The following is a 25,806-nucleotide window of genomic DNA, read 5'->3' as shown; positions in this document are numbered from 1 at the left end:
AGCGATCCTTGCGGATCGCTACCCATTGGCGCGCCAAACTGCGGGCGTCCGGAACTGGTCCGGATCAGACGCGTTTGATCGACAGGTTGTTGTAGGCCGTCAGGTACGGCACGAGCACCGGGTCCGCGAGCCGCAGCCGCTTCGTTTCCGAGCTTGAGCCGTTGCTGAACTTCACGCTCGCGTCGCCAATGGCATCCGCGACGCCGGGCTGGGCCAGGATCTCGGTGCTGACGGTGAACGCCGCGTTCTCCGCGGCCACCTCGCTGGCGGGGATGCTGGCGAGGACCTCCTTGGAATCGCGCCCGATGAGCACCAGCTCGAACTGGCCCGTCACCGGTGCCGGCACGCCGTGGGCGAAGCGGATCTTCACCGACCCGTCAAGGAAATCCATGCCCTGCAGATCCGCGGTGAATGCCGCGAGCTGCTCGGGGGAGCCGGACTTCTTGAGCCTGGCTGCCTCGTCCCTGGTCTCGATCCACAGGGCTACGATGTCCCGGCTGGCCCAGTCCTCGGCGAATTTCCTCGCGTTGGCCGACATGCGCGCCGCCAGCTCCTGGTCGCGGATCAACGCCTCGGCCTTGTCCGCCATCGCGGTGATGTCCCCGTGGGGGAGGAGGAAGCCGTTGTGCCCGTCGGTGATGGAATCGGCCGGGCCGAAGTTGATGTCGTACGACACCGGCACGCAGCCCTGCTGCTGCGACTCGATCAGCACCAGCGCCTGCCCCTCGTTGGTCGAGGTCAGCAGGTGGATGGCCGAGGCAGCGAAATGCCGGGGGAGCTGGTCCGAATACCCGTGGAAGACGATGTTGTCCCGGATTTCCAGGTCGCTGGCCAGCTGCTCCAGCACATTGAGCTGCGAGCCCTGGCCAACCACGTTCAGCGTGGCCTCCAGCCCGCGCTTCTTCAGCTCGGCAACCACCTTGATCGAGGCCGCCACGTTCTTGTTGACGGTCAGGGATCCTGCGGCAATCAGGTGGGCGGGGTTGCGCTGCGGCAGCGGGGGATCGATGTGCCCGCTGCGCACCGGGTTGGGCACGACAAAAGTGCGTTCCGCATCCCCGAAACGCGCCACGTAGGCGCTGCGCTGCGCCTCGGTCAGGAAAACGAAGCCGTCCCACTTCGCGCGTTGCTCGATCATCGGTGCATGCCCATCGGCGAGCGCACCGGTCAGCAGGTTCTGCCCTGCCTTGACATGCGTGCTGTGGAAGGCGAACAGCTTGGGTACGTGGACCGTGTTCCAGGCGCTGAGGAACTTGGCGGAGAACTTGCTGTCGACGACCACCAGCGAATGCTCGTGGTCCACCAGCTCGGAGAGCCAGTACCGGTACAACGCGGCGGCGCTGGCGAAGCGCGCGGTCACCGCGCCGGATTCGTTGACAACTTCAAGCAGGCGGCGTTCCGTTCCGCCGGAAGGGAACTTGGTATCGGTCAGGTATACCGTTCCGTTGCGGCGGAAGTAGGACTTGCGCTCGACCTCTTTCTCCGGGCCGGCGTAGCTTTGCTCGCTGAATGTGGCAGTGTCCGAGTCGAGGTAGGTGTTGCTGAGCGCGGCCCTGAAGTCGGTATGCTCCGGAACGAATTTCGCCGCCGCCAGCTTGGCCTGCGGCTTCAGCGGATGCGCCGCCAGATGCTCGTAGAAGTTCACATGCCGGACCTTCTCCGAGAGCTTGCCGCGCTCGCGCAGGCTCTGGAGCACCACCTCGTATGCGGGGTCCGCGTTGAAGGTCACCACGGACGCGTGCCCGTAGCGTTCGGCAAATGCCGCGGCGCGCTGGAGGCAGACAGTGGTCATGCCGCCGAATTCCAGCTCCACCTGCCAGGTGACCATATAGGCGTCGAGGGGCTCCGTCTGAATATCCACAGATGCAATCCTTACGATGATTCAAGGCGCTGGGCTTCTCACCCAGCGGGCCGCGTCAAGTTGTTGCCTACGCTACGTGAAACTCGCCATGGATTGGCGCAGGCACGACGCTGCGAGGCACCCGGTTGCCTCGTGTTTTCGGTGCGGTCCGGGAGCGGCGGCCCGAAGCCTATCGCACGCTGAAGTCGAAACGCCCGCCGGTTGACTCGACAAGGCAGAAGCCAGGGGCATCTTCCCAAGCCAGCATGCAGGCGCCCACGCCCATGATCTCCACGCCCCCGGTGCTTGGACGCTCCTGCAGCAGCCGCTGAAGGAAGGCCTTGGCTTCGTCGCAGCTGAGCTGGGAATTTCCCAGATCATAGGAGTACTTCGCACCAACGCAGGAGGCCGGCGCGGTGCTCGCTTCGCCCAGCGGCGGGGCGGTGAACTTCTTGATTTCCCTCATCGAGAGCATGACGGATTTCAGCTGCCGGTACTCCGGGGTTTTTGCATAGGCTTTGGCCCGGGCAATCTCCGTCAGGCTCGGATCCACTCCCGCGAGCTGCTCGTCGTCCTCAATGACCCGGTAGAACGTCGCCGCGCTGGACTGCGTGGGGTTGAAGACCCAAGGCAAGGCATCAGCCTCGGCGAGCTGCTCCTTGCTGGCCATGCTCAGGCTGATGGACGTTCCGGTGCTGTCCTCGGACGTGGCGAAAACATAGGACTGGCCATTAATCGCCTTGTCGCTGAAGTCGACGATCTCGTTGTGCACCTGGGTCATGGGCGGCTCGCCATGCCAGTAGAATTCGATGCCGGTTCCCAGCACCGCCATTTGGGCGCCCTTGGCATTGCGGATGCTGTAGCTGGACTTGATGTCCTCGTAGATCTGGCCCTCGGCGTAGTCGCCGGTTTCCTTCAGGCTCCAGTCCGCCGGCAATTCAAGTTCGAAATGCCCCTTGCCCACCGTGCGCTTCACTGTCTCCGCGGCCTGCGCCGTGGCGCTCGCCGATGCTGAACTGGTTGGCGTGGATGTAGCAGCAGCCGTAGGCGAAGCAGTAGCCGTAGCCGTGCCCGAGGGTTCGGGCGAGGGCTGCGAGGGAGAAGCAGAGCAAGAGCTGAGTGCAAGCGCAAGGACCGTGGCGGCCGAGGCTGCCGTGAACCGGCGGGTGATGGAAATGATGGTTTCTCCCCGGGGATGCTGAAGTCTGGATGTCAGGCCGGTCCACTGCGGCGCAGTGCTCCGACGATACTGATCCTAGGGGTGCCCGTGGTTTTGTCTCTGGTCGGTGGATAAATATGACACCGGCGGGACAGTAATTTGGGTTGAAGATAAGCAATGCCCGGCGCCCGGATCACGAGGATCCGGGTACCGGGCACCGGGCATCACACGGGACAATCAGCGGCAGGCAAGCCGCTGGTCTACCGGCCGCCTGGTATCAGCAGGGCTTCCAGGTCTTGCCGCCGGGTGCGTAGCACCGCGGGCCGGTGTAGTTCGAGTAGGAATTCGTCTTCGGCGCCGACTTCTTGGGCTGCGTCCGCGGCGTCGACTTCGGCGCGGAATAGCGCTTCTGCTGCGCCTTCTGCGCGGCCTTCGCCGCGGCCCGTTGCTCGGCGGCCCGCTGGGCGGCGGCTTCGGCCTTCTTTTCTGCCTCGGCCGCCTTCTTCGCCTTGGCTTCTGCTTCCTTCTTCTTGCGCTCCGCTTCCTTGCGCTGCTTTTCCTTCTCCACCAGTTCGGCGCGCTGTTCCTTGTGGACGGCCTCCAGCCGCCGGGTGTCATCGATCCGCGTGGAAAGGCGGGAAACGTCGCTGGCGTAGCGGCCGTTCAGCAGCGCATAGGTCACCGGATGCGTGGCTGCCTTGGCCTTGCCCAGGGCGCTCTTCACCGCCAGGCCCACGCCCACGGCGGCCGCTGCCTCGCCCATGAGCGATTCCGCTTCCTCGATGCTGTCGGCCGGCAGTGCCGAAACCTCGGAGAGCGCGGTGCCGGCCTCGTCCAGCTGCGCCGGGATGGTGCAGTCGACGGCCGGGCTGAACAGTCCCTCGCCGGTGTCGGCCGCCTGCTGCTCGGCGGCCAGCACCTCGTCGTAGAACTTCACGTTCGGCGCGTATTTCACGGCGACGCCCAGTCCGGCCGCGGCGATGGCGCTGTTGACGAACAGGTCGTCCTTGAAGACCCCGGCCAGGGTCCGCCCGTAGCGGTCCTCGCGTTCGACGTCGTATTCCAGGTCCACCTTCTCCCCGGGCCCCAGCAGCGAGCTCAGGTAGTCCGTGGCTTCCGGGCCCATGCATTCGACGGCCTTGTCGGGATCCACGGTTTCGGGGGTGTCGATATTCAGCAGCCGTACACGCGTTTCTTCGCCGGCGATCTGAAGATCCACGGTGTCGCCGTCGACCACGCGGATGACCGTGCCGTGGGAGTCCGAATTCGAGGTGGTGGCGTAGACGGCGCCGCCGGCGACCAGCGAGGCGACGACGCCCGCTGAAATCCATCCAGCTTTCTTGCTCATGATGCTTGTTGTCCTTGGGGTGCGGGTGATGAGGCGCGGCGGGGAACGCCGCGGCAAGTTACTTGCACCTTCAATATATCTATCGGACGCCCAGGGGGTCCTGATAAGTCAGGGGACCGGCTGAGAGGTTGGACACCCTCCGGCAGCGCGTGAGCTGCGGAAAACCGCGCCCAGGAACATAGGATTTCCTACAGGGCCGCTTTCGGCCGCCGCAGCCCGCCCGGCTGCGCATCGTGGAACTGAGAGGCAGCGCTTTGACTACAGCTGACGTCGTTGGCATGGTTTTCCTGATCCTGCACCTGGCCATCGGCCTGACCGCCGCCATCGTCATCTCCTCGCGCCGCAAGCCGGCCACGGCCATCGCCTGGATCATGACGATCATCTTCATTCCGTACCTGGGCGCCATCGCCTTCTTCCTGATCGGCTTCGGCCGGCTGCCGCGTCACCGCAGGGAGAAGCAGCAGCAGGTCAACGAGCTGATGCACGCCGCCTCCGGGCTGAGCGGGCACCGGGCGCAGTTCGATTCCCCGGACTGGCTGGTGCCCACCGTGGCGATGAACGAGAAGCTCGGCGCGCTGGGCATGGTCTCGGGAACCTCCGCCACGCTGATCGGCGGCTACGCGCAGTCCATCGCCTCCATGGTCCGCGCCGTCGAGAAGGCGCGGACCTTCGTCCACGTGGAGTTCTACATCCTGGTCAGCGACCAGGCCACCGGCGAGCTGGTCGCCGCCCTGGGCCGGGCCGCCGGGCGCGGGGTCGCGGTGCGCGTGCTCTTCGACCACGTCGCCACCCTGACCCTGCCGCGGCGCCAGGAGACCATGGAGGAGCTGGACCGGCTGGGCATCGAATGGCACCACATGCTGCCGCTCAAGCCCCACAAGGGCCAATGGCAGCGCCCGGATCTGCGCAACCACCGCAAGCTGCTGATCGTTGACGGTGAGGTGGGCTTCACCGGCTCGCAGAACCTGATCGACTCCAGCTACCTCAAGCCCAAGAACCTGCGCCGCGGCCTGCACTGGAAGGAGCTGATGGTGCGGCTGGAAGGCCCCATCGTCTCCGAGCTGGACGCGGTGTTCATCACCGACTGGTACAGCGAAACCGACGAGCTGCTCGAAGGGGAGAAGTACCGGGTGCGCGAGGCCAGCATCCACCACGAGACCCCCAGCACCCACCAGTCGCGCACCGTGCACGGGCTGGACGCCCAGGTGATCCCCAGCGGGCCGAGCTTCGAGAACGACAACAACCTCAAGCTCTTCGTCTCGCTGATCCACAACGCGCGGCACCGGGTGAGCATCACCAGCCCCTACTTCGTCCCGGACGAGGCCACCTTGCAGGCCATCATCACCGCCGCATCCCGCGGGCTTGACGTGGAGCTGTTCGTCTCCGAGGTCGCCGACCAGGCGATGGTCTACCACGCGCAGCGCTCCTACTACACCGACCTGCTGGCCGCCGGGGTGAAGATCTACCAGTACCCCGCGCCCACCGTGCTGCACTCCAAGCACTTCTCCATCGACGACCAGGTCGCAGTCATCGGCTCCAGCAACATGGACATGCGCTCCTTCAGCCTGAACATGGAGGTCTCGCTGCTGGTGCGCGGGGCGGATTTCGTCGCCGAGATGCGCAAGGTCGAGGACGGCTACCGGGAGCTCAGCCTGCCCATGGACCTGCAGCGCTGGAAGCGCCGGCCGTGGCGCGAGAAGATCCTGGACTCGCTGGCCCGGCTCACCTCCGCCCTGCAGTAGCGCTCAGGCCCGCTTCAGCAGCGCCGCGATGCCCTGCCCGCCGCCGATGCACAGCGTCACCACCGCGTACTCCAGGTCCCGGCGCTGCAGGTCCAGCGCCGCGCGCAGGGTGAGGATCGCGCCGGTGGCTCCCACCGGGTGGCCCAGCGCGATGGCCCCGCCGTAGGGGTTGACCTTGTAGGGCTCCAGCTGCGCGTCGCGGATCACCGCCAGCGCCTGCGCGGCGAACGCCTCGTTCAGCTCGAACACGTCGATGTCCTTCGGGCCCAGCTTGGTCTCGGCGAACAGCTTGCGCAGCGCGAAGGTCGGGGCGTAGCCCATGTAGGCGGGATCCATGGCGGTGACCACCACGTGCTCCACCGTGGCCAGCGCCGGCAGCCCGTGCGCCCGCACGTACTCGCCCTGGGCCAGCACCAGCGCCGCCGCCCCGTCGTTCACGCCCGAGGAGTTGCCCGCGGTGGCCGTGCCATCGGGGGAGAAGGCGGGCTTGAGCGCCGCCAGGGTTTCCAGGCTCACCCCCTGCCGCGGGTGCTCGTCGCGATCCTGGCCCTCGCCGCCGGCCAGCGGCGCCTCGATGATCTCCTGCGCGAAGGCCTGGCGGGCGAGCTGGCTGCCGGCCAGCTGCTGCGAGCGCAGCGCGAATTCGTCCTGCGCCGCCCGGCCCACGTCGTACTTCCTGGCCACCGCGTCCGCGGTGGTGCCCATGTGCCGGTTGCTGAACGGATCGGTGAGCATCGCCCGGGTGCCGTGGCGCAGCGTGCGCGGCGCCAGCGAGCGGGCCTGCCCGGCCGAGTAGTCCAGATACGGCATGCCGGTCATCGACTCGTTGCCGCCGGCCACCGCCACCCGGGAAGCGCCCACCGCCAGCGACTGCGCGGCGCTGAACACCGCCTGCAGCCCGCTGCCGCACAAGCGGTTCACGTTGAACGCCGTGGTGCTGGCTGGCAGGCCGGCGCCCAGCGCCACCCGCCGGGCGTTGTAGGATTCCGCGCCGACCTGGCCGATGCAGCCCATCACGACCTCGTCCACCGCCTCGGGCTCCAGCCCGCTGCGGGCCAGCGCGCCTTGGACCGCGGCGGCGCCCAGCTGCGCCGCCTCCAGGTCCTTGTACATGCCGTTGAAGCGGCCCACCGCGGTGCGCGCCCCGGCCAGGATGGTGATCTTGTGCTGCTGCAATACCGTGCTCATGGGGTCCTCCGCCGCCGAACCGATGGTTGGCCCAGTCTAGGCGCGGCACCGCAAGATCCGCCATGGCAGGCGCTGGCAGGGACTCAGCCCTCGAAGAGCTGCTGGCCCAGGTACTGCCCGGGCTGGATGCCCGGCGGGATCGCGTAGAGCCCGGAGGAGGTGTGGCGCAGGTACTCGTTCATCGCGTCGTTCGCGCTCATCGCCTGCTGCAGCGGCACGAAGTGCGTGCGCGCATCGACGACGAACGCGATGAAGAACAGCCCCGCGTCCAGCCTGCCCAGCCCGTCCGAGCCGTCGGTGTAGTTGAAGCCGCGGCGCAGCATCCGCGCCCCGCCGTGCGCGCTGGGGTGCAGCACCGCCACGTGCGAATCCACCGGGACCAGCGGCCCGGCCGAACCTGCCATCGCGAAGTCCGGCTCGGAGAACTCCTCGCCGCCGGACAGCGGGGCGCCGGTGGACTTGATGCGGCCCACCACGTTTTCCTGCTCGCGCAGCGAGGAGCGGTCCCAGGTCTCGATCTGCATGCGGATGCGCCGGGCCACCAGGTAGGTGCCCCCTTCCATCCACGGCTGGTCGCTGCCGGCGCCCACCCAGACGTGCTCGGCGAGCGCGTCGGCGTCCTCGGCCAGGATGTTGGCGGTGCCGTCCTTGAAGCCGAACAGGTTGCGCGGGGTCTGCTGCGCGCTGGTGGTCTTGGCGGTGCGGCCGAAGCCGATCTGGCTGAAGCGCACGCGCACCGTGCCGAAGCCCAGGCGCGAGAGGTTGCGGATCGCGTGCACCGCCACCTGCGGGTCGTTGGCGCAGGCCTGCACCACGATGTCCCCGCCGCTGCGGGCTTCCTCCACCATGTCCCCGGAGAAGTGCGGCAGCTCGATCAGCGCCTCGGGCAGCTTGCCCTCCAGTCCGAAGCGCGGCTTGCCGTGCTCGTCGAGGAACAGCGAGCGGCCGAAGCCCACGGTCACCGTGAGGTGCGCCGGGCTCAGCCCCTCGGCCTCCCCGGTGTCTTCCGGCGGGGCGTCGTAGGAGCCGCCGCCGCCCACCGGGCGGCCGGCGGCCATCTGCTCGATCGCGGCGGTCCAGTCCCTGAGCAGCTCGATGAGCCGGCCGCGGTCCTTGGTGGTCACGTCGAAGCCGACGATGTGCATGCGGTCCTGGGCCTCGGTGGTGATGCCGGCCTGGTGCTCGCCGTAGAAGTCCACGGTGTCCGCGGCAGGCTTCTGGGGCAGCTGCCCGCCGAAGGCCGCGGCGGCCAGCGCGCCCACTGCAAGGCCCGCGCCGCCGGCGCCGGCCCCGGTGAGCAGCAGCCGCCGGGAGATGCCGGGGTTCTTCGTCTCGCTCATGCCGTGCCCCTACTTGACCACCGCGGCGGTCAGGCGGGAGAGCGGCTCGGACAGGGCGTCGACCCCGGCGGCCAGCTCCTGCACCTGCGCGGTGGACAGCTGATCGTAGTACTTGAAGCCCTCGCCCACGCGGTAGGCGTCCAGCTGTTCCTGCAGCGTCGCGAAGTTCTGTGCCAATTCGGCATCCAGCGCGTCCTCGGTGCCCTTCAGCAGCGGGGCCAGGTCCTCGTAGGCGATCTTCGCGCCCTCCAGGTTGGCCTGGAAGTCCCACAGGTCGGTGTGCGAGAAGGCCTCCTCCTCGCCGGTGACCTTGCCGGTGGCGACCTCGTCCAGCAGCTCCTTGGCGCCGTTGGCCAGCTTGTCCGGGGTGAATTCCAGCGCCTGGGCGCGGGTGGCCAGCTCGGCGGTGTTCTCCACGAGCCCATCCGCGATCTGCTGGCGCTGCGCCTGCGTCATCTTGGTGTAGCCCTTCGGCGCCCACAGGTCCTTTTCCGCGCGGTGCCAGCCGGTGAACTCCTGGCCCTCTTCCAGGTCCGCCTCGCGGGCGTCGAGGATCGGGTCCAGGTCGCCGAAGGACTCGGCCACCGGCTCGATGCGCTCCCAGTGCATGCGCACCTGCGGGTAGAGCTCCTTCGCCGTGGCCTCCTCGCCGGCCGCGAAGGCCGCCGCGAAGTCCTCGGTGCCGGCCAGCAGCTGCTGCGACTGGTCCTTCACGTAGGCGGCGTACTGGTCCACGGCGGTCTTCTGCAGCGCGGCGCGGTCCGCGGAGACCTCCTGGCCGGCGGCCGCGGCGGTCACGGTGAAGGGCGAGCGGATGCCGTCGCCCACCATGCCCGGCTTGCAGGCGGCGAAGTAGCTGCCCTCGGGGGCCATGACCACCAGGTCGCGGCTCACGCCCGGGCCGATGTTCTCCACCTCGCCCACGATGCGCAGGCCGTCCTCGGCCAGCAGGTAGAACTCGTTGACCTTGGTGCCCTCGTTCTTCACGGTGAACCTCAGGGTGCCGCCGGCGGCGGTGGCGCTGGCCAGGGTGCAGGCGTCGTCGCTCGCGGTGACGGCGATCGAGCCGTCCGCGCTGGCGGCGGCGTTGTTGTCGGTGCAGCCGGTCAGGGCCAGGGCGCCGAGCGCGAGCAGGGCGGCGGGTGCCAGGAACTTGGTCATGGGTGGTGGATCCTCGGTAGTGCGAATGGTTGGTGCGGGGCGGTGCTCAGGCATTGTCCGGCGCTTGCGTCCGGGGCTGCGCCGGCGTGGGCGCTGGTTTGGCGCCCTGCTTCCCGGTGCGCAGGGCGCGCAGGTAGAAGAACATCACCGGCACGATATAGGCGGCCCAGGCGGCCACCTGCAGCACGGTCATCGCGGGGGTGAAGTTGAAGATGCCCTGCAGCAAGGTGGCGGCCACGCCCGAGGGCGGCAGCTGCGCGCTGAGGTCGAAGGCCAGCGTGTTGATGCCCGGCAGCACACCCGCTTCCTGCAGGTCGTGCACGCCGTAGGCCAGCACGCCGGCGGCCACGATGACCAGCAGCACCCCGGTGTAGGCGAAGAACTTGGACAGCTGGATCTTCACGATGCCGCGGTGCAGCAGCACGCCGAGCAGGATGGCGGTGGCGATGCCCAGGCCCGCGCCGAGCAGCGGCTCCCAGGTGTCCTCGCTGGTGCGCGCGGCGGCCCAGATGAACAGCGCCGTCTCCAGGCCCTCGCGGCCCACCGACAGCGCCCCGACGACCACCAGCCCCCAGGCCGAGCCGTCGGCGGCCTGGTCCACCTGGTGCTGCAGGTTCTTGTTCAGCGTCTTGGAGGTCTTGGCCATCCAGAAGATCATCCAGGTCACCAGGCCGGCGGCCAGGATGGACAGCGTGCCGCCGATGATCTCCTGCGCCTGGAAGGTCAGCCCCTTCGGGCCGAAGGTCAGCAGCGCGCCGAAACCCAGCGAGACCGCGACCGCGACGCCCACGCCGGCGTAGATGCGCGGCAGCAGGTGCCTGCGGTTCGTTTTGGTCAGGTACGCGATCAGCAGGACGACGATCAGGACCGCTTCCAGTCCCTCGCGCAGTCCGATCAGGTAGTTTCCGATCATGGTGGTTTCCATCCGTCATACGCCCGCGCGCGCCGCTGCGTCGCCCGGGTGGCCAAATGCCTTGTTCAGGTTAGCCTAAGCTTGTCCGGGCAAATATCAATCCGTGGGCATTCGCTAACATTTTTTTTGAATCAAGCGCCTAACCGTTGCCCTGGGCAACTTTTTTCGCGTCACACTCTGCAATCCTTTACGCCGACGCCCCGCACCGGCCCTCGCGGGCGCCTTGCCGGGGGTGGATAAATATTTCCGCCTTCTTCTCCACAGTTCGCGTCCGCTTCCTGCAGCTCCTGGTCCTGCCGGACCAGTCTGGTTTCATGAGTATTCACCAGCTAGCCGCGGCACTTCAGGTGCTGCGCGAAGTCATCACCGGGAGCATCCCGCGCGGCGCGGCCGCCGCGCTGCTCGACGTCATGGCCTCCTGCTGCGCGCTGCTGGTGAAGCTCTCCGAAGCCCTGCGCCGGATCGAGGACCCGCGGGTCGCCGCCGCCCACGCCCAACTGGTCGAAAAGCTGTTCCACTACACCCAGCGCGAGCAGCTGCGCAGCCAAATCCACCTCGAATCCACCGGGGCCCACCTGCTGGATGACGACGAACTGGCCGCCCTGCGCCGCGCCCAGGATCAGAACGCCTACGGGCGGTTGCACCTCGGCGCCGCACCGCGCCTGCATTCCGGCCGCGCGCACTACGGCACTACCGCCGACTTCGCCGCCGCATGGCTCGGCCTGAACTACTATGGCGCCGCCTCCCGGCTGAACGATGCGCACCTGCTCATCGCCCGCCGCGCCATGGACGGCGGCACGCTTGCCCCGCGTTTGGCCCGGCTTGCCCAAATGTACGAGAACCCGGGAACGGTGGACCCTCGCCGGATCGCCCAGGCCGCCCGGGCACTGGACAAGTTCGAACCGGCCGACACCTGCTTCGAAGGCACGCCGCTGCCGCCCACCGCCCGGCACGCCGACGGCGCCCTCATGGAAGACCACGTGGCCGCGGCCCTCATCGAGCCGAATCGCACCACCAGCGAGAAGCAGGTATCCACCTTGCTTTCCGACTACCGGCGCGAGCATGGCAAGAACCACGCCCCGGACACCGGCATCTTCTTCCGCGGCACCCGCGCCGGGGTGGACTGCTACGACCTGCGTGCCGCGGGGGAGCAGGCCGAGCAGCTTCGCTCCATGATGAGGCAAGCGGACAACCCGCGCACCCAGGCCGGCAAGGCCGCCCGGAGTGCAGGGCGCGCCGGCTCGCAGAAGGCCGAACGCGGCACCGCGGACGTCGAGGCGGCGGAACACGAGGAGATCCAGACCGACCCGCTGTTCAGCTCCGACGAACCGGCACCGGACTGGTCCGGGATCAATTCCGGCGCCGATGACGGCAGCGCTGGCGAGGTTAGTGAGAACATCGTCGACCTCGATGGGTGGCAGGCCAAGGACGAAGGATCGCAGGAAACGTTGTTGGACTCGGCTGAACAAGATTTCGAGCTTATGGACTCCGAGCACGACGAGGGCGCCGGACAGTCTCGAACCACATTCAGCGACCAGGATCCCGATCTGGGCGGCGACGCCGACGTCCCGCCCGCCCAGCGCCGGCTGAACGCATTTCTCGCGGCCTTGGGAGCCGGCACCCCGGGGCAAAGCGCCAAAACCATCGCGCCCCGGATTGGAATCCACATCCAGTTGAAGGCCCTTGACGACCTGCGGCACCCCGACCGGCTCACCTCGACCACGGACCACGGGGTAAAGCTCGACGCGGCCGAAACCGGCAGGCTCATGTGCGAGGGCGCAATCTACCGGGTGATCTTCGGGGCCGACGGGCAGCCGCTGGACGTCGGGCGGACCCAGAGATTCTTCACCGAAGCCATCAAGCGGGCCGCGCTGGCCCGGGACCGTGGGTGCATTGTGCCCGGCTGCACCGCGCCGCCGGAAATGCTCGAATGCCACCACGACGACTGGTGGGAACATGGCGGGAAAACCAGTTGCCGCAACGCCTCGTGCCTGTGCCGGCGGCACCATTTGGCGATCCATGCCGGTTTGCTCACGCTCGTGAAAATCGGGGGACTGGCCTACATCTTGTTCCCCAAGCACGTGGATCCCTTGCAGATACCCCAACGCAACCGGCTCTACACCGCTGCCTAAAACCCGCATGCTTGACATGGACCCGGAGAATTCACTGGGCCCGGCATGCCTTTTCCGGATCCTCGACAGGAAACCAGAACGGTTAGTTGATCCCTGCGGCGCTGAGCCTAAGGCTTGGAGAGCGCCACCCTGAGTCCGAATCCGACCAGTACCGTTCCGGTGATCCGGTCCATCCACGTCACTGCCTTCGGCGTGCTCAGCCATTGTCCGGCCAGCGAGGCTCCCAGAATGAGTACTCCGGCCCATGCCAGGGTCATTGCCACATGCACCGCAGACAACGCGATGCCCATGAGAAGCGCATTGGCATCGGCCGGGGTGAACTGGGGGATCACCGCGATGTAGAAGACGCCGATCTTCGGATTCAACAGATTGGTCACCAAGCCCGTCGCGTAGGCTTTCCATTTGCTGCTGGCCACGGAAACATTCGTCGGCTCCAGTTCCCGGCGCCGCAAGGAACGGTAGATCATCTGGCCGCCCAGGAATATCAGGTAGGCCGCTCCGGCATAGGTCAGTATTTGGTAGGCGAGCTGGGAAGCGGCCAGAACCGCGGACGCTCCAGCGGCTGCGATGATGCCCCATATGAAGACGCCGGAGCAGATTCCGAGGGCCGCCACCAGTGCGTCCAATCGGCTGCGCGTCACCGCCGAGCGCAGGATCAGCGCCGTATCGACCCCTGGAACCAGGGTCATCAGCGCGGCGACCACGGCGAAGGAAAGCAAAGCAGAGGTGACGGTCATAGAATTAATCGTAGTTCCCTCCCGGGAGGCCACTCCGCTTCCAACTCGGGCGTGACCAAGCTCATCTGATGATCGGGCACGCGGAGGGTGGGAGGAATTGGTTTGGGTCCGGAGTCTCTGGCATAATTGCAGGGTACTCGATTTGTTATGGACCCTCTCTCCGTTTCGAATCCTGTCCTTTTAGAGCCGGGTTAGTAAGGCCTGCCCCACAGGTGCACAACGCTTGGCTCGACCATGTTGAGAAACAGGAGACCACTAAAGTGGCCGTAAAGATTCGTCTGAAGCGCTTCGGTAAGATGCGCGCACCTTTCTACCGCGTTGTCGTCATGGACTCGCGCTCCAAGCGCGATGGCCGTGCCATCGAGGAGATCGGTAAGTACCACCCGACCGAGAACCCTTCGATCATCGAGATTGATTCGGACCGTGCACAGTACTGGCTGTCCGTTGGCGCTCAGCCAACCGAGCAGGTACACGCACTGCTGAAGGTCACCGGTGACTGGCAGAAGTTCAAGGGCATCGATGGCCAGGAAGGCACCTACAAGGTTGCCGAGCCTAAGCCAGCATTCGTTGCTCCTGAAAAGGGCTCGGTTATCCTCAAGGAAGCCATCACCAAGAAGGCTGAAAAGCCAGCTGCCGAAGAGGCAGAGGCTGAAGCTACCGAGGCTGAGTAATCATGCTCGTTGACGCGCTAGACCACCTGGTACGCGGAGTCGTCGAGGAACCGGAGGATGTTCAGGTTGCCCTGAAGTCCACCCGCCGCGGCGACTTGCTCGAAGTACGTGTGAACCCTGATGATCTCGGTCGTGTGATCGGTCGCCAGGGTCGCACCGCACGGGCACTGCGCACCGTGATGGCAGCGTTGGCCAAGGAATCGATCCGTGTTGATGTCATCGACACTGATCGACGCCGAGGCTGAACAACTTAGAAGCCCGGCCCCGGCCGTGTTTCACCACTAAAGGAGTTTCCGCTCTACAACGCGGGAACTCCTTTAGTGTTTCACCCCAAAATTTATTCCTTCACCATCTGAAGCCACCCACCGAAGAAAAGGTTCAGCGAACATGCGATTGCAGGTAGCCCGCATCGGCAAGCCCCACGGCATCCGTGGCGAAGTCACGGCCCAGGTCCTCACCGACGCGCCCGAAGAGCGCTTCGTCGCCGGCGAAGTCCTGCATGTCACCGGTGGTCCGGTTGATTCGCTGATCATCAAGAGCGCGCGCTGGAACAAGACGATCCTGTTGTTGACCTTCCAGGAGATCTCGGACCGCAATACCGCCGAAACGCTGCGCGGCGCCCGTCTGGAGATCGAGGTCGGCGAGGAACCGGAAGACGACTCCGACGAGTGGTACGAGCATGAGCTGCAGGACCTCAAGGTCATGCACCATGGCGTCGAGGTCGGCGTGGTCACCGCGCTGCGTACCAACCCGGCCCAGGATCTGCTGGTCTTCGAAAACGCCGAGGGCGAGGAAATCTACCTGCCGTTCGTGGACGAGTTCGTCCCGGAGATCGACACCGAGGCCGGCACGCTGACCATCACCCCGCCGCCGGGCTTGCTGGAGCTGAACTCCGAGGACTCCGAGCAGCCCGAAGGGGAGTCCAAGTAATGCGCCTGGACGTCATCTCGATTTTCCCCGAATACCTGAACCCGCTGCAGCTCTCGCTCATCGGCCGGGCAGCGGAAGACGGCATCCTAGACCTGAACGTCACCAACCTGCGCGACTTCGCCACCGACAAGCACCGCAAGGTGGACGACACCCCGTACGGCGGCGGCGCCGGCATGGTCATGATGCCCGAGCCGTGGGGCCAGGCGCTGGACGCCGTACGTGCCCAGGCCCCGGCCGAGAAGAAGCCGGTGCTGATCGTGCCCTCGCCGGCAGGGACGGTCTTCAACCAGAAGATGGCCTACGACCTGGCCGAAGAAGACCACCTGGTTTTCGCCTGCGGCCGTTACGAGGGCATCGACGAGCGCGTCATCGAGTACGCGCACGAAAACTTCACTGTCATCCCGGTGTCGATCGGCGACTATGTCCTGAATGGGGGAGAAGTCGCAGTCATGGTGATGGTCGAGGCCATCGCACGGCTGATCCCCGGCGTGATCGGCAATCCGGAGTCCCTCGTTGAGGAGTCCCATTCCGACGTGCTGCTGGAGTACCCCGTCTACACCAAGCCGGCCTCCTGGCGCGGCCGTGAGGTGCCCGAGGTGCTTCTTGGCGGCAACCACCACCGCGTGGCACGCCACCGCCGCGACGAACAGATCAAGCGCACCGCAGCCCGCCGCCCGGATCTGATTCCCCAGCTCGATGTGGAAAGCCTGAATCGTCGCGACCGAGACGCCCTGTGGCATAACGGGTTCGCCGTCGTGGATGGCGAAATCCTGCCCAAGTCCCAGCTTGACTGGGCCACCGGCGCGGGGACCGAATCCGAGTAGGCGGTTTACGAGGTCGACATCACGGCGGGTTCCGCCGCCGAGGTGTTCACCTGGAGGCCATTTATATGGCAAAATTGTTTCTTGGTGTGTTTTGTCCGACTCCTGCCGCAGGGGGATCCCGGGCTTCAAGAACCGCCGCATCGGTTGCTAAAGCCAGCCGGTGGTAAACGTTCCGGGGAGTTCGACGCCGATTCAGGCGCTCGAAGAGCCCCGCTACGAGGATTCGGTGACCTGCGGCATTGATCCTAGGAGATGCACAATGCATATTCTTGACTCTTTGGATGCAGCCAGCCTGCGTTCCGACGTTCCTGCTTTCGGTCCTGGCGACACCCTCAAGGTGCACGTCAACATCATCGAAGGCAAGAACTCCCGTGTTCAGGTCTTCCAGGGCTACGTACTAGGCCGTCAGGGCCGCGGCGTAGGCGAGACCTTCACCGTTCGCAAGGTTTCCTTCGGCACCGGCATCGAGCGTACCTTCCCGCTTCACTCCCCAATCATCGACAAGATTGAGGTTGTGTCCAAGGGTGACGTACGTCGTGCCAAGCTGTACTACATGCGCGATCGTCACGGCAAGGCTGCTCGCATCCGCGAGAAGCGCGACTTCGGCGGCAAGAAGTAATCTGCGTTCTTCCATGAACCAGATTGCTCGCCCTGAAGCGGCAATCACGAAGCGCCGGGCCTTTTACTGGGTCTGGCGCTTCGCTGTTCTCGCCGTCATTTGCGCATTGGTCGCTGTGATCATCATCCGCGCATTTTTCGTCGACGTATTCAGCATCCGCTCTGATTCGATGCAGTCCACGCTGAATCCCGGCCAGGCCATCTCCGTGGACCGCCGCGCCTACGATGACGCCGAGCCCCAGCGTGGAGACGTCATCGTATTCGACGGCCGCGGTTCCTTCCTGCCGTATGCCCGTTCCTCCGTGGTCGACGACGTCATGGGTGCCTTCAAACTTTCCGGCAACTCGCATTCCTACGTCAAGCGCGTTATCGGGGTCGGCGGGGATACGGTTGAATGCTGCTCCGCCGACGGCCGCATCACGGTTAACGGCGAACCCATCGACGAGCCCTACCTCTTCGCAGGCGATGCACCCAGCGAGATGAAGTTCTCCGTTCAAGTTCCTGCCGGTCGGATCTGGGTCATGGGAGACCACCGATCAGTGTCGCAGGATTCCCGGTCATTGCTTGGCGCCAGCGGCGGTGGCATGATCAGCCTGGATCGCGTTACCGGGCAAGCAACCCATATCATTTGGCCGGCCGAACACCGCTCTGAAATCCGTTAGCCATTCGCCCGGTGAGTCCGATGCGTCAGAATCGGAATCATCCCACGTATGCGACCTGCGTACGTGGGTTTTCTCTGCCCGATTCGGATTCGGGACTCCTTGTGCCATCAACCTCAACGTTCGATCAAGCCGTCTGAAATTGGTCATTTAAGGGGTAGCTTGAAGAAACTTCTGTCTCGACACGCGGGAATTAATACGAAGTTTGGACAATTCTGCGGATGCCTTCGGATAAGTGGAGGAAGTTGCTCTTATTCTGCGCAAAACGGCACGCCCACTCTGCCTGACTAGGTTGAAGTAAAGGAAGATGAATCTTCAATTTTTTGAATCACTTCGCCTGTTGTGATTTGAGTCAAAATGTTCTAACTAGCCTGACTAGGCATTATGTAATCCATAGTTTGTATTTTTGTTGGATCTGGTGCTTGAAACCTGTACGTATTCCCCGATAGGGTTTCATTTTGGTAACAAACTCCGTTTCGCTGCGCCCATACATACGAAGGCGCGCCGAAACCCTCGCACCTTTCGATCTGGGAGAAGCATTAATGCCAAAACCGAATAATAAGACGGCGCAACGCGGCTTCGTCGCTGTTGCGGCCACGGCCTTGGTAGTTGGCGGAAGCTTCATGCCTGCCGCTGCAGCACCCGAAGCCGCCGTCGCACCCTCGGAATCGCCAAGCGCAGCCGCGTCCACGAACGCATCTGCAACTTCGGCTGACGACGCCTCGGATAGCGCTGTGGAGACCGAGGGCTTGAAGGAAGCCGTCGAGCGCGATCTGGGCAAGACCGTAGAGCAGTTCAACGCAGAATCCAAGGTGTCGGAAGAAGTCGCGGAGATCCGCGAGAAACTGAGCCACGAGGGCATCAAGGCGTCCGCCAGCGTCAATGGCACCACGGCAGAGATCAAGGTCAGCAAGGCTGATGAAGTCAAGGCCAAGAAGGTCCTGGATTCCTCGTCTACCAAGACCGCCTCGATCACCACCGAGATCGGCGCGATCAAGAATGTCGGCGACGTCTACGAGGAAGTCCTCGAGAACGTGAAACCGAGCGAGCTGACGCGACTGACCGCGATCATTAACACCAAGGAAGGTCTTCAGATCATCGCCGGCGGTCCTGCCGCCGCCGAGCGCAAGTCCAGATCGACTCCCAGTAAGTCTTCTGCAGTCATGTCGTTGACCCTGGAGGAGTTCGTGGAACAGGCCAAGGGTGTCGAGCTCGTTGAGGGCTCGGGTCCGGCTAAGACCTCAGCCGCAAACGATTACTTCGGTGCCATGGGCTACTTCGTCGATAAGACAGGCGGGCCTAGCGCCACATCGACTATCTGCTCGGCTGGTTTCAATGCCTGGGCCCCGAACGGTGCCGATGCCATCATCACCGCGGGCCACTGCACCGACGACGGACAGGGCAAGATTTTCGGCATTGCCGAACAGTCCAAGCCGAATTCTTTGGATGCCATCGGGGCTCCTCTGGGAACCTTCGGGTTCAGCCAGTTCGGCGGCCCCAACAACTCGGGTGCGCCGACAGGCAACGACGAGCCTGGCACCGACATCGCCGTCATCGACAACATAAACCCCGAGCTGAACTTGCCGGCGCTCGTGTCGAACTGGCCCGCTGCCGGTCCTCGCGAGGGTTCGGTCAAGGTTACCGGCGTCTCCAAGGCAGTGGCCGGCGCCGAGGCCTGCTCGTCGGGCCGCACCACCGGCTGGAGCTGCTCGGAGATCATCGGCGACGGCGTCTTCTTCGTTTTGGGACTGAAAAACGATCTGCGGGCGGTGGAGGGCTACCTGGCTAACAACCCCGGCCAGACGGTGCTGGACCAGGGCGACTCCGGCGGACCAGTCATGGTCGGCTCGCGTGCAGTCGGCATCAACTCGGCCAACAGTGAGGGTGAGGACGGAGAGCCGAATACCTCGGACGACATCGCGATGTACACTTCGCTATCCGACGTGCAGTCCAAGGGCTACATCAAGGGCTACCAGGTGAAGTTCTTCGTGAACGCACCGATGGTGACCTCGGCGTCCAACGGGGCCGAGGTCAAGCCGGGCGCGAAGCTCAGCGGCGACGTGACCGACGCTTCCAGCGGCACCAAGGTCAACGTGATCGTCGACGGCAACGTTGTCGATACCGTGACCGTGGATTCTTCGGGCAACTTCAGCTTCACCGCGCCGCAAACTGAAGGCGCTTTCAACTTCACCCTTGAGGCAGTCAATGGGCTGAACAAGTCCGAGCAGGTCAACGGAAACGTTGTTGTGGTGGCTCCGAAGCCGACCCCAACTCCGACCCAGCCGACTGATTCGACGGATGAGCCTGCGGAATCGGCGACTCCGACTCAGCCGACCGATTCGACCGACGAGCCGTCCGAATCGGCATCGCCATCGTCCTCAGCCGAGCCAACTGCCTCGGCCAGCGACGAGCCAAGCAAGTCCACCGAGGCCAAGGACCCGAAGAAGGACGAGCCGAAGCAGGATGCGCCGAAGAAGGAAGAGCCACTGGCTGAGACCGGTGCGGGCAGCGTTCCACTGATCGCCGCCGGCGGCGCCCTGGCACTGATCGGCGCGGCAGTACTGTTGCTCCGCCGCAGCGCCCGACGCCACGGCTAAGGGACCACGCTCCCCGGTGACCGCCTCGCGGACACCATGGCAATGCCCCGCTGCCGCTGAAGGCAGCGGGGCATTGCCATGCGGCACACATGTGCCTACGAGTTGGCTTTGCGGGACGGCCGGTAGCCTCGGGTGCAAGACCCGCGGCACGCCGACGGTTCCGCCGGAAGACGAGGATTGAACATGAGAAGCACACATACGGCACGGCGGCTGCCGGTGGGGCTGGCCGCCTCGGCCGCCGTCGTCGCACTGGCGCTGACCGGCTGCGGCCAGCAGCAGGCGGCCCCGCAGGCCCCGCCCACCGCCACCCAGACCTCGACGAGCGGAGCCGACATGGACGTCAGCGCGCTGCTGCAGACCAACGAGCAGCTGGCGGCCCAGCTGGGCGACGAATACGTCCAGGGCTGGATCGAGGATGGCAAGCTGCACGTCGCCGCGACCAGCGACGGCGCGGTGAAGGCCATCGAGCAGGCCGGCGCGGTCGGGCACCTGGTGGACTTCAGCAACGCCCAGCTGCGCGAGGGCATCTCGCAGATCATGGAGTGGCAGGCGAAGCAGGAGCCGTGGCTGCGCTCGGCGATCCACGCGTACACGCTGAACCCGCGCACCGGCGGACTCACCCTGGCCGTGGACGCCTCCCAACGCCAGGCCGTGCAGGACGCGCTGGCCAAGGACCAGCCGGCCGGCGGGATCCCGCTGGACTTCACCGACAGCAGCGGCCCGGCCTCACCGGCCCCGGCCACCGTCGGCACCCCGCCCGGCTAGCCGCGACCGCCCGAAATCGCCGACGCCGGACCGGCAATAAACTGGGCATTTCGTGCGTGCAGCGTGCCACGGAGCTCCGCCGCGCGGCTGCGTACGTAAGATGGAGGGTATTGACCACCAGCGAAAGGGACCCACCCAGCCGTGAGCGCCGAATCAGCCGAAAGTCCGCAGCAAGGCGGACCGCTCTACAAACTCTGGCGCTTCATCCGCGAGATCGTGATCATCGTGGCGATCGCGCTGGTGCTGTCCTTCGTGATCAAGACCTTCTTTTTCCGCGCCTACTACATTCCCTCGGGCTCCATGGAGAACACCTTGCAGATCAACGACCGGATCTTCGCGAACCTCATGGTTCCGGGCCCGTTCGAACTGGAGCGCGGGGACGTGGTGGTCTTCCGCGACGACCTGGACTGGCTGCCGCCGCTGGAATCCCAGCCCACCGCGGTGGAATCGGCGCTGTCCTTCGTCGGCATCCTGCCGGCGGCCGGCGAGCAGTACCTGGTCAAGCGCATCGTCGGCACCGCGGGGGACACCGTGGAGTGCTGCACCGTCGACGGCAAGCTGAGCATCAACGGCACGCCCATCGACGAACCCTACATCTACCCCGGCAATGCCCCGAGCGACATGGCCTTCACGGTCACCGTTCCGGAGGGCAAGCTCTGGGTCATGGGCGACCACCGCGCCGAAAGCGCCGACTCCCGCTTCCACCCGGACGTCCAGGGCGGCTTCGTGGACGTGGACTCGGTGCAGGGCAAGGCCTCGGTCATCTCCTGGCCGCTCTCGCGCTGGGGCACCATCGACTCCCACGAGGAAGTCTTCGCCAGCGTCCCGGGTCCGGGCAACTAGCATGGCCAATTCCAAGGCCACCACGCTGGAGCACGAGCGGGACCTGGCCGCCGCCCACCAGGTGCGCTTCATCGGCGCCGCCGACGAGGTGGGCCGCGGGGCCCTGGCCGGCCCGATTTCCGTGGGCGTCACCGTGATCGACATCCAGGCCGTCGCCGAATTCCCGCAGCTGCGCGATTCCAAGCTGCTCACCGCGGCCAAGCGCGAGGAGCTGGTTCAGCCGGTGCGCGCCTGGGCGGCAGGCTACGGCGTCGGGCATGCCTCGGCCGCGGAGATCGACGAGCTCGGGGTCACCGGGGCCCTGCGCCTGGCCGGCACCCGGGCGGTGGCAGCCTGCGCGGTGGCCCCCGAAGCGGTGCTGCTGGACGGCAGCTACGACTGGCTGACCGCTCCGGAACAGGACTTGTTCGACCTGCTGGCCGAGGACCGCGAACCGGTCGGCCTGCACATACCGGTGCGCACCATCATCAAGGGGGACATGACCTGCCAGGCGATCGCCGGCGCGTCGATCCTGGCCAAGGTGGAGCGCGACGGGATCATGGCGCAGCTGGCGCAGGAGCACCCCGCCTTCGGCTGGGAGGTCAACAAGGGCTACGCCACCGCCGCGCACCGCGAAGCGATCGTGGCCCTGGGCCCCTGCGACTACCACCGCAAGAGCTGGAACTTGACTTCCGGCCCCGGCAAGGACCAAGGTAAACCCACAAGATTGAAGGCAAAATAATGGCTGGCGACGAACTGGAAAACTACGAGTCCGACATGGAGTTGCAGCTGTACCGCGAGTACAAGACCGTGGTGGGGCTGTTCAACTTCGTGGTGGAAACCGAACGCCGCTTCTACCTGGCCAACCAGGTCGACGTGAAGACGCTGTCCAACGCCGGCGAGGTGTACTTCGAACTCACCCTGACCGACGCCTGGGTCTGGGACATCTACCGGCAGGGCCGATTCGTGAAGGCCGTCAAGGTGCTCACCTTCAAGGACGTCAACGTCGAGGAGCTGAACCGCGACGAGCTGCAGATCCCCAAGGAGGGGCTGGAGAACTGACCGCGTTCTCCACAATCCGCACCTGCCGCCCCGCGCCCGCGCCGCCGAACCTGAAACTGGTCTGACCACGCACAGACCGATTCAAGGAGGCGGCGATGACGACGCAGCAGCAGGAACTCGGAGCCCGGGGCGAGCAGGCGGCCGCCGAACACCTCGAAGCCGGCGGCTACCGGATCCTGGACCGCAACTGGCGGTGCCGCAGCGGGGAGCTTGACCTGGTCGTCCGCGACCGCTCCGGCGCCCTGGCGGCGGTGGAGGTCAAGACCCGTTCGTCGCAGGGGTTCGGCACCGCGTTCGACGCGGTGAACCCCGCCAAATTCGCCCGGCTGCACCGGCTGCTGATTATCTGGTGCAAGGCCCACCGGATCTACTGCCCGCAGCTGCGGGTGGACGTCGTCGAGGTCTATCCCGGACCCGGCGGAACGCTGTCCTGCCGGCACCTGCCGGATGTGCGCTCATGAGCACCGCCCGCACCCATGCGATCGCCTTCCAGGGGGTGAAAGCCGCGTTGGTCGAGGTGGAGGCCGACCTGGGCAACGGCATCCCCGGCTTCGTGATCCTGGGGCTGCCCGATGCGTCGCTGAACGAGGCGCGCGAACGGATCAAGGCCGCCGCGCGCAATACCGGCCTCCCGATTGCCAACCGCAAGCTCACCGTCAATCTCTCTCCGGCCACGCTGCCGAAATTCGGTTCCGGATTCGACCTGGCGATCCTGATCGCCGTGCTGTCCGCCGACCGGCAGATCGCGCCGCCGCCGAACACCGTCTACCTGGCCGAGCTGGGGCTGGACGGCATGCTCCGACCGGTGCCCGGGGTGCTGCCCGCCGCCCAGCTGGCCGTGGCGCTGGGGCTGCCCAACCTGGTGGTCGCCCGCGGCAACGAGGCCGAGGCCCGGCTGGTGCCCGGGGCCAGCGTGTTCGCGGCCGAGCACCTGGGCCAGGTGCTGGTCCATTGCGGGGCGGCGGCCTCCCAGCTGAGCATCACCCTGCGCCATGCCGTCGGGGCGCGGCCGCCCGACGCCGCGGCGCCCGAGGAGCCCTGCGACCTGTCCCTGGTCAACGGGCAGGGCGAGGCCCGGCTGGCCCTGGAGATCGCCGCCGCCGGCGCCCACCACCTGATCATGGTCGGGCCGGCCGGAGCGGGCAAGACCCTGCTGGCCAGCGCCCTGCCCGGGATCCTGCCGCCGCTGGACGACCTGCAGGCCTTGGAAGCCACGGCCGTGCACTCGATCACCCACGGCGCCGATTCTCCGATCGCGGCACTGCGCCGCACCCCGGCGTTCATCGCCCCGCACCACACCGCCTCGCTCGCCGCGCTGATCGGCGGCGGCACCCGGCGCGTGGTGCCAGGGGCGATCACCCGGGCGCACCACGGGGTGCTGTTCCTGGACGAGGTGGCGCACTTCAATACCGGGGTGCTCGACGCCCTGCGCCAGCCCATCGAGGACGGTTTCATCACCTTGGACCGCACGCGCGGCCACGCCCGGCTGCCGGCCCGCTTCCAGCTGGTCATGGCCTCCAACCCCTGCCCCTGCGGGAGGAACTACGCCGCGGGCACCGGCTGCACCTGCACGCCGATGGCCCGCCGCCGCTACTTCGCCCGGCTCTCGGGGCCGATCCTGGACCGCACCGATCTGCAGCTGCGGCTGAACCCGGTGCCCGGCGGCCAGCTGGTCGGGCAGCAGGCCAATGAGTCCAGCGCCGCCGTGCGCGAACGGGTGCTGGCGGCCCGGACCCGCGCCGAAGCCCGGCTGCGGCCCTACGGCATCGGCTGCAACGCGCAGGTCCCCACCCGGATCCTGCGCCATGAGCTGGACTACCCCTTGGCAACGCGCCGGGCCGTGGAAGCCGCGGCGGAACGCGGCGGCCTCTCGGCCCGCGCCACCGACCGGCTGCTGCGCGTGGCCTGGACCGTCGCCGACACCCAGGGCCGCCCCGGGCCCGCGCCGGAGGATGTGGACATCGCCGCCCACCTGCGCCAGAACCTGCATACCGCCTAGCCGCAGGAGAAGGAGTACCACCATGAGCACCGCACCGCAGACCCCGGCCCGGCGGCAGGACGCCGTCGGCCACCAGCCGCACACCCTGTGCCTGGCCGCGCTGAACCAGCTGGTCGAACCGAACGACGTCACCGCGGCCGCCCTGCTGGAACTGATGACGCCGGCGGAGCTGCTGGCCCTGATCCGCCGCGAGGACCACGTGCCGCAGGGCCTGGGGCTGAAGCTCGCCGAGGCCACCGGCCAGCAGCCGGCCCCGAATTCCGCCCAGGACCTTCACGTCGCGCTCACCCGCTGGCGCAAACGGCTGCCCTACGCCAACGAGCACGCCGCCCTGCAGACCATGCAGCGCCTCGGCGGGGGACTGCTCACCGACCAGGACCCGGGCTGGCCGGCCCAGCTGGGCGATCTGGGGCTCGGCCGGCCGCTGTGCCTGTGGTGGCGGGCGGCCGAGCCCGGCAACCTCGCCGGGGATCCCGCGCGGACGGTGTCCATCGTCGGCTCGCGCGATGCCAGCGACTACGGCAACCAGGTCACCTTCGAACTGGCCCGGGCGCTGGGGCTGCAGGGCTTCACGATCGTCTCCGGAGGCGCCTACGGGATCGACGCCGCCGCCCACCGCGCCGCCCTGTCCCTCGACGGCTGGGACTTCCCCAACCCGCCGACGATCACGATCCTCGCCGGGGGAGCGGACCGGCTCTATCCGGCGGGAAACCACAACCTGCTGGAGCAGGTCATCGCCCGCGGCGCGCTGTACTCCGAGGTTCCTCCGGGCATCACGCCGACCCGCTTCCGGTTCCTGAACCGCAACCGATTAATTGCCGCATTCAGCCGGCTGACCATCGTCACCGAGGCGCGGCATCGCTCCGGTGCGCTGAATACCGCCAGCCACGCAGTGGAGCTGGGCCGGGATGTCGCCGCGGTGCCCGGCAGCGTGTTCTCGCCGAACTCGGCCGGCACCCACCGGCTGATCCGCTCCGGCGCGGCCGAGTTGATCTCCAGCCCGGCCGAGGCCTCCGAGCTGCTGGGCATCGCCCCGGATGCGCCCGCCGGCACAGCGTCCGCCGAACCGGGCGATCCGCGCCAGCGCCCCGTGGACGGCCTGCCGGTGGAGGTCGGTATGCTCTACGACGTCCTGTCCTTCACCAAGCCGATGAGCCCTGACGAGATTTCAGCCCGAAGCGGGGTCACGATCCTGCAGACGCTGCGCGGGCTGTCGACCTTGCAGGGCCGCGGCCTGGCGGTACGCAACGATGCGGGGTGGAAGCTGGTGCGCAGCTAGCGAGCGGGTTCGGCGCGGTA

At 66.5% G+C, this 25,806-nt stretch carries 25 protein-coding genes; 17 read left to right on the top strand and 8 right to left on the bottom strand.

Annotated features, from left to right (window positions below; translation table 11 throughout):
• Window positions 1-64 precede the first annotated feature (64 nt).
• The gene (locus IEY43_RS06590; protein WP_188947818.1) at window positions 65-1,861 is read right to left on the bottom strand and encodes a glycosyltransferase; all 1,797 of its coding nucleotides are present in this window, start codon (window positions 1,859-1,861) and stop codon (window positions 65-67) included.
• 169 nt (window positions 1,862-2,030) lie between these two features.
• Window positions 2,031-2,816, bottom strand: coding sequence for a hypothetical protein (locus IEY43_RS06585; RefSeq protein WP_188947817.1), 786 nt, complete (start codon window positions 2,814-2,816; stop codon window positions 2,031-2,033).
• Between IEY43_RS06585 and IEY43_RS06580 the strand changes: the two genes are divergently transcribed.
• Window positions 2,797-3,042, top strand: a complete 246-nt coding sequence (locus IEY43_RS06580) for a hypothetical protein (RefSeq protein ID WP_188947816.1) — start codon at window positions 2,797-2,799, stop codon at window positions 3,040-3,042. The genes IEY43_RS06585 and IEY43_RS06580 overlap by 20 nt on opposite strands.
• Window positions 3,043-3,276: 234 nt before the next feature.
• Here IEY43_RS06580 and IEY43_RS06575 read toward each other — a convergent pair whose 3' ends face one another.
• Window positions 3,277-4,347 carry a thermonuclease family protein gene (locus tag IEY43_RS06575; RefSeq protein WP_188947815.1) on the bottom strand — a complete coding sequence of 357 codons (1,071 nt, stop codon included), beginning with the start codon at window positions 4,345-4,347 and terminating at the stop codon, window positions 3,277-3,279.
• Between the two features lie 278 nt (window positions 4,348-4,625).
• Between IEY43_RS06575 and cls the strand changes: the two genes are divergently transcribed.
• The gene (cls, locus tag IEY43_RS06570; RefSeq protein ID WP_188947951.1) at window positions 4,626-6,089 is read left to right on the top strand and encodes a cardiolipin synthase; all 1,464 of its coding nucleotides are present in this window, start codon (window positions 4,626-4,628) and stop codon (window positions 6,087-6,089) included.
• Window positions 6,090-6,092: 3 nt separating this feature from the next.
• Here the strand turns inward: cls and IEY43_RS06565 are convergent, their stop codons facing one another.
• The 4 genes from IEY43_RS06565 to efeU all read right to left on the bottom strand — a co-directional run bounded on the left by IEY43_RS06565 (window position 6,093) and on the right by efeU (window position 10,691).
• Window positions 6,093-7,277, bottom strand: coding sequence for a thiolase family protein (locus tag IEY43_RS06565; protein ID WP_188947814.1), 1,185 nt, complete (start codon window positions 7,275-7,277; stop codon window positions 6,093-6,095).
• A gap of 83 nt (window positions 7,278-7,360) precedes the next feature.
• Entirely contained in the window at window positions 7,361-8,617 is a 1,257-nt protein-coding gene (gene efeB, locus IEY43_RS06560) for an iron uptake transporter deferrochelatase/peroxidase subunit (protein ID WP_188947813.1), read from the bottom strand.
• Window positions 8,618-8,626: 9 nt separating this feature from the next.
• Window positions 8,627-9,778: an iron uptake system protein EfeO gene (gene efeO / locus IEY43_RS06555; RefSeq protein WP_188947812.1), complete on the bottom strand. Its 1,152-nt coding sequence runs from the start codon at window positions 9,776-9,778 to the stop codon at window positions 8,627-8,629.
• A gap of 46 nt (window positions 9,779-9,824) precedes the next feature.
• Complete coding sequence (efeU, locus tag IEY43_RS06550; protein ID WP_188947811.1) at window positions 9,825-10,691, bottom strand: iron uptake transporter permease EfeU; 867 nt, start codon at window positions 10,689-10,691, stop codon at window positions 9,825-9,827.
• Window positions 10,692-11,005: 314 nt separating this feature from the next.
• Here efeU and IEY43_RS06545 point away from each other — a divergent pair, with 314 nt between their 5' ends.
• Complete coding sequence (locus IEY43_RS06545) at window positions 11,006-12,823, top strand: DUF222 domain-containing protein (RefSeq protein WP_188947810.1); 1,818 nt, start codon at window positions 11,006-11,008, stop codon at window positions 12,821-12,823.
• Window positions 12,824-12,930: 107 nt separating this feature from the next.
• On the opposite strand, the gene IEY43_RS06540 is transcribed toward IEY43_RS06545, so the two are convergent.
• Window positions 12,931-13,560, bottom strand: coding sequence for a LysE family translocator (locus tag IEY43_RS06540; protein WP_188947809.1), 630 nt, complete (start codon window positions 13,558-13,560; stop codon window positions 12,931-12,933).
• A 260-nt stretch (window positions 13,561-13,820) separates the two neighbouring features.
• On the opposite strand from IEY43_RS06540, the gene rpsP reads away from it, so the two are divergent.
• From rpsP to dprA, 14 genes are all read left to right on the top strand, one after another.
• On the top strand, window positions 13,821-14,231 hold the full coding sequence (gene rpsP / locus IEY43_RS06535) for a 30S ribosomal protein S16 (protein WP_188947808.1): 411 nt from the start codon (window positions 13,821-13,823) through the stop codon (window positions 14,229-14,231).
• 2 nt (window positions 14,232-14,233) lie between these two features.
• Entirely contained in the window at window positions 14,234-14,476 is a 243-nt protein-coding gene (locus IEY43_RS06530) for an RNA-binding protein (RefSeq protein ID WP_188947807.1), read from the top strand.
• 142 nt (window positions 14,477-14,618) lie between these two features.
• Entirely contained in the window at window positions 14,619-15,161 is a 543-nt protein-coding gene (gene rimM, locus IEY43_RS06525; protein WP_188947806.1) for a ribosome maturation factor RimM, read from the top strand.
• Window positions 15,161-15,985, top strand: coding sequence for a tRNA (guanosine(37)-N1)-methyltransferase TrmD (gene trmD, locus IEY43_RS06520; RefSeq protein ID WP_188947805.1), 825 nt, complete (start codon window positions 15,161-15,163; stop codon window positions 15,983-15,985). The genes rimM and trmD overlap by 1 nt, the downstream gene beginning before the upstream one ends.
• A gap of 259 nt (window positions 15,986-16,244) precedes the next feature.
• Entirely contained in the window at window positions 16,245-16,604 is a 360-nt protein-coding gene (gene rplS / locus IEY43_RS06515; protein ID WP_188947804.1) for a 50S ribosomal protein L19, read from the top strand.
• Window positions 16,605-16,617: 13 nt separating this feature from the next.
• Window positions 16,618-17,265 (top strand): signal peptidase I, encoded by a 648-nt coding sequence (gene lepB / locus IEY43_RS06510; RefSeq protein ID WP_188947803.1) that lies wholly within the window; start codon window positions 16,618-16,620, stop codon window positions 17,263-17,265.
• 620 nt (window positions 17,266-17,885) lie between these two features.
• On the top strand, window positions 17,886-19,859 hold the full coding sequence (locus IEY43_RS06505) for a S1 family peptidase (RefSeq protein ID WP_188947802.1): 1,974 nt from the start codon (window positions 17,886-17,888) through the stop codon (window positions 19,857-19,859).
• Between the two features lie 183 nt (window positions 19,860-20,042).
• Window positions 20,043-20,624: a hypothetical protein gene (locus IEY43_RS06500; protein WP_188947801.1), complete on the top strand. Its 582-nt coding sequence runs from the start codon at window positions 20,043-20,045 to the stop codon at window positions 20,622-20,624.
• Between the two features lie 141 nt (window positions 20,625-20,765).
• On the top strand, window positions 20,766-21,467 hold the full coding sequence (gene lepB / locus IEY43_RS06495; RefSeq protein WP_188947800.1) for a signal peptidase I: 702 nt from the start codon (window positions 20,766-20,768) through the stop codon (window positions 21,465-21,467).
• A 1-nt stretch (window position 21,468) separates the two neighbouring features.
• The gene (gene rnhB, locus IEY43_RS06490) at window positions 21,469-22,188 is read left to right on the top strand and encodes a ribonuclease HII (protein ID WP_188947799.1); all 720 of its coding nucleotides are present in this window, start codon (window positions 21,469-21,471) and stop codon (window positions 22,186-22,188) included.
• On the top strand, window positions 22,188-22,508 hold the full coding sequence (locus IEY43_RS06485; RefSeq protein WP_188947798.1) for a DUF2469 domain-containing protein: 321 nt from the start codon (window positions 22,188-22,190) through the stop codon (window positions 22,506-22,508). Before rnhB ends, IEY43_RS06485 begins: the two co-directional genes overlap by 1 nt.
• A gap of 95 nt (window positions 22,509-22,603) precedes the next feature.
• Window positions 22,604-22,969: a YraN family protein gene (locus IEY43_RS06480; protein ID WP_188947797.1), complete on the top strand. Its 366-nt coding sequence runs from the start codon at window positions 22,604-22,606 to the stop codon at window positions 22,967-22,969.
• The gene (locus IEY43_RS06475; protein WP_188947796.1) at window positions 22,966-24,507 is read left to right on the top strand and encodes a YifB family Mg chelatase-like AAA ATPase; all 1,542 of its coding nucleotides are present in this window, start codon (window positions 22,966-22,968) and stop codon (window positions 24,505-24,507) included. Before IEY43_RS06480 ends, IEY43_RS06475 begins: the two co-directional genes overlap by 4 nt.
• A 22-nt stretch (window positions 24,508-24,529) precedes the next feature.
• Window positions 24,530-25,786 carry a DNA-processing protein DprA gene (gene dprA, locus IEY43_RS06470; protein ID WP_188947795.1) on the top strand — a complete coding sequence of 419 codons (1,257 nt, stop codon included), beginning with the start codon at window positions 24,530-24,532 and terminating at the stop codon, window positions 25,784-25,786.
• Window positions 25,787-25,806 lie beyond the last annotated feature (20 nt).

The sequence above is a fragment of the Glutamicibacter protophormiae genome (assembly GCF_014647495.1).
GTDB lineage: Bacteria > Actinomycetota > Actinomycetes > Actinomycetales > Micrococcaceae > Glutamicibacter > Glutamicibacter protophormiae.
Note: the sequence above shows the minus strand (reverse complement) of the source record. Positions and strands in the feature narration are given on the sequence as shown.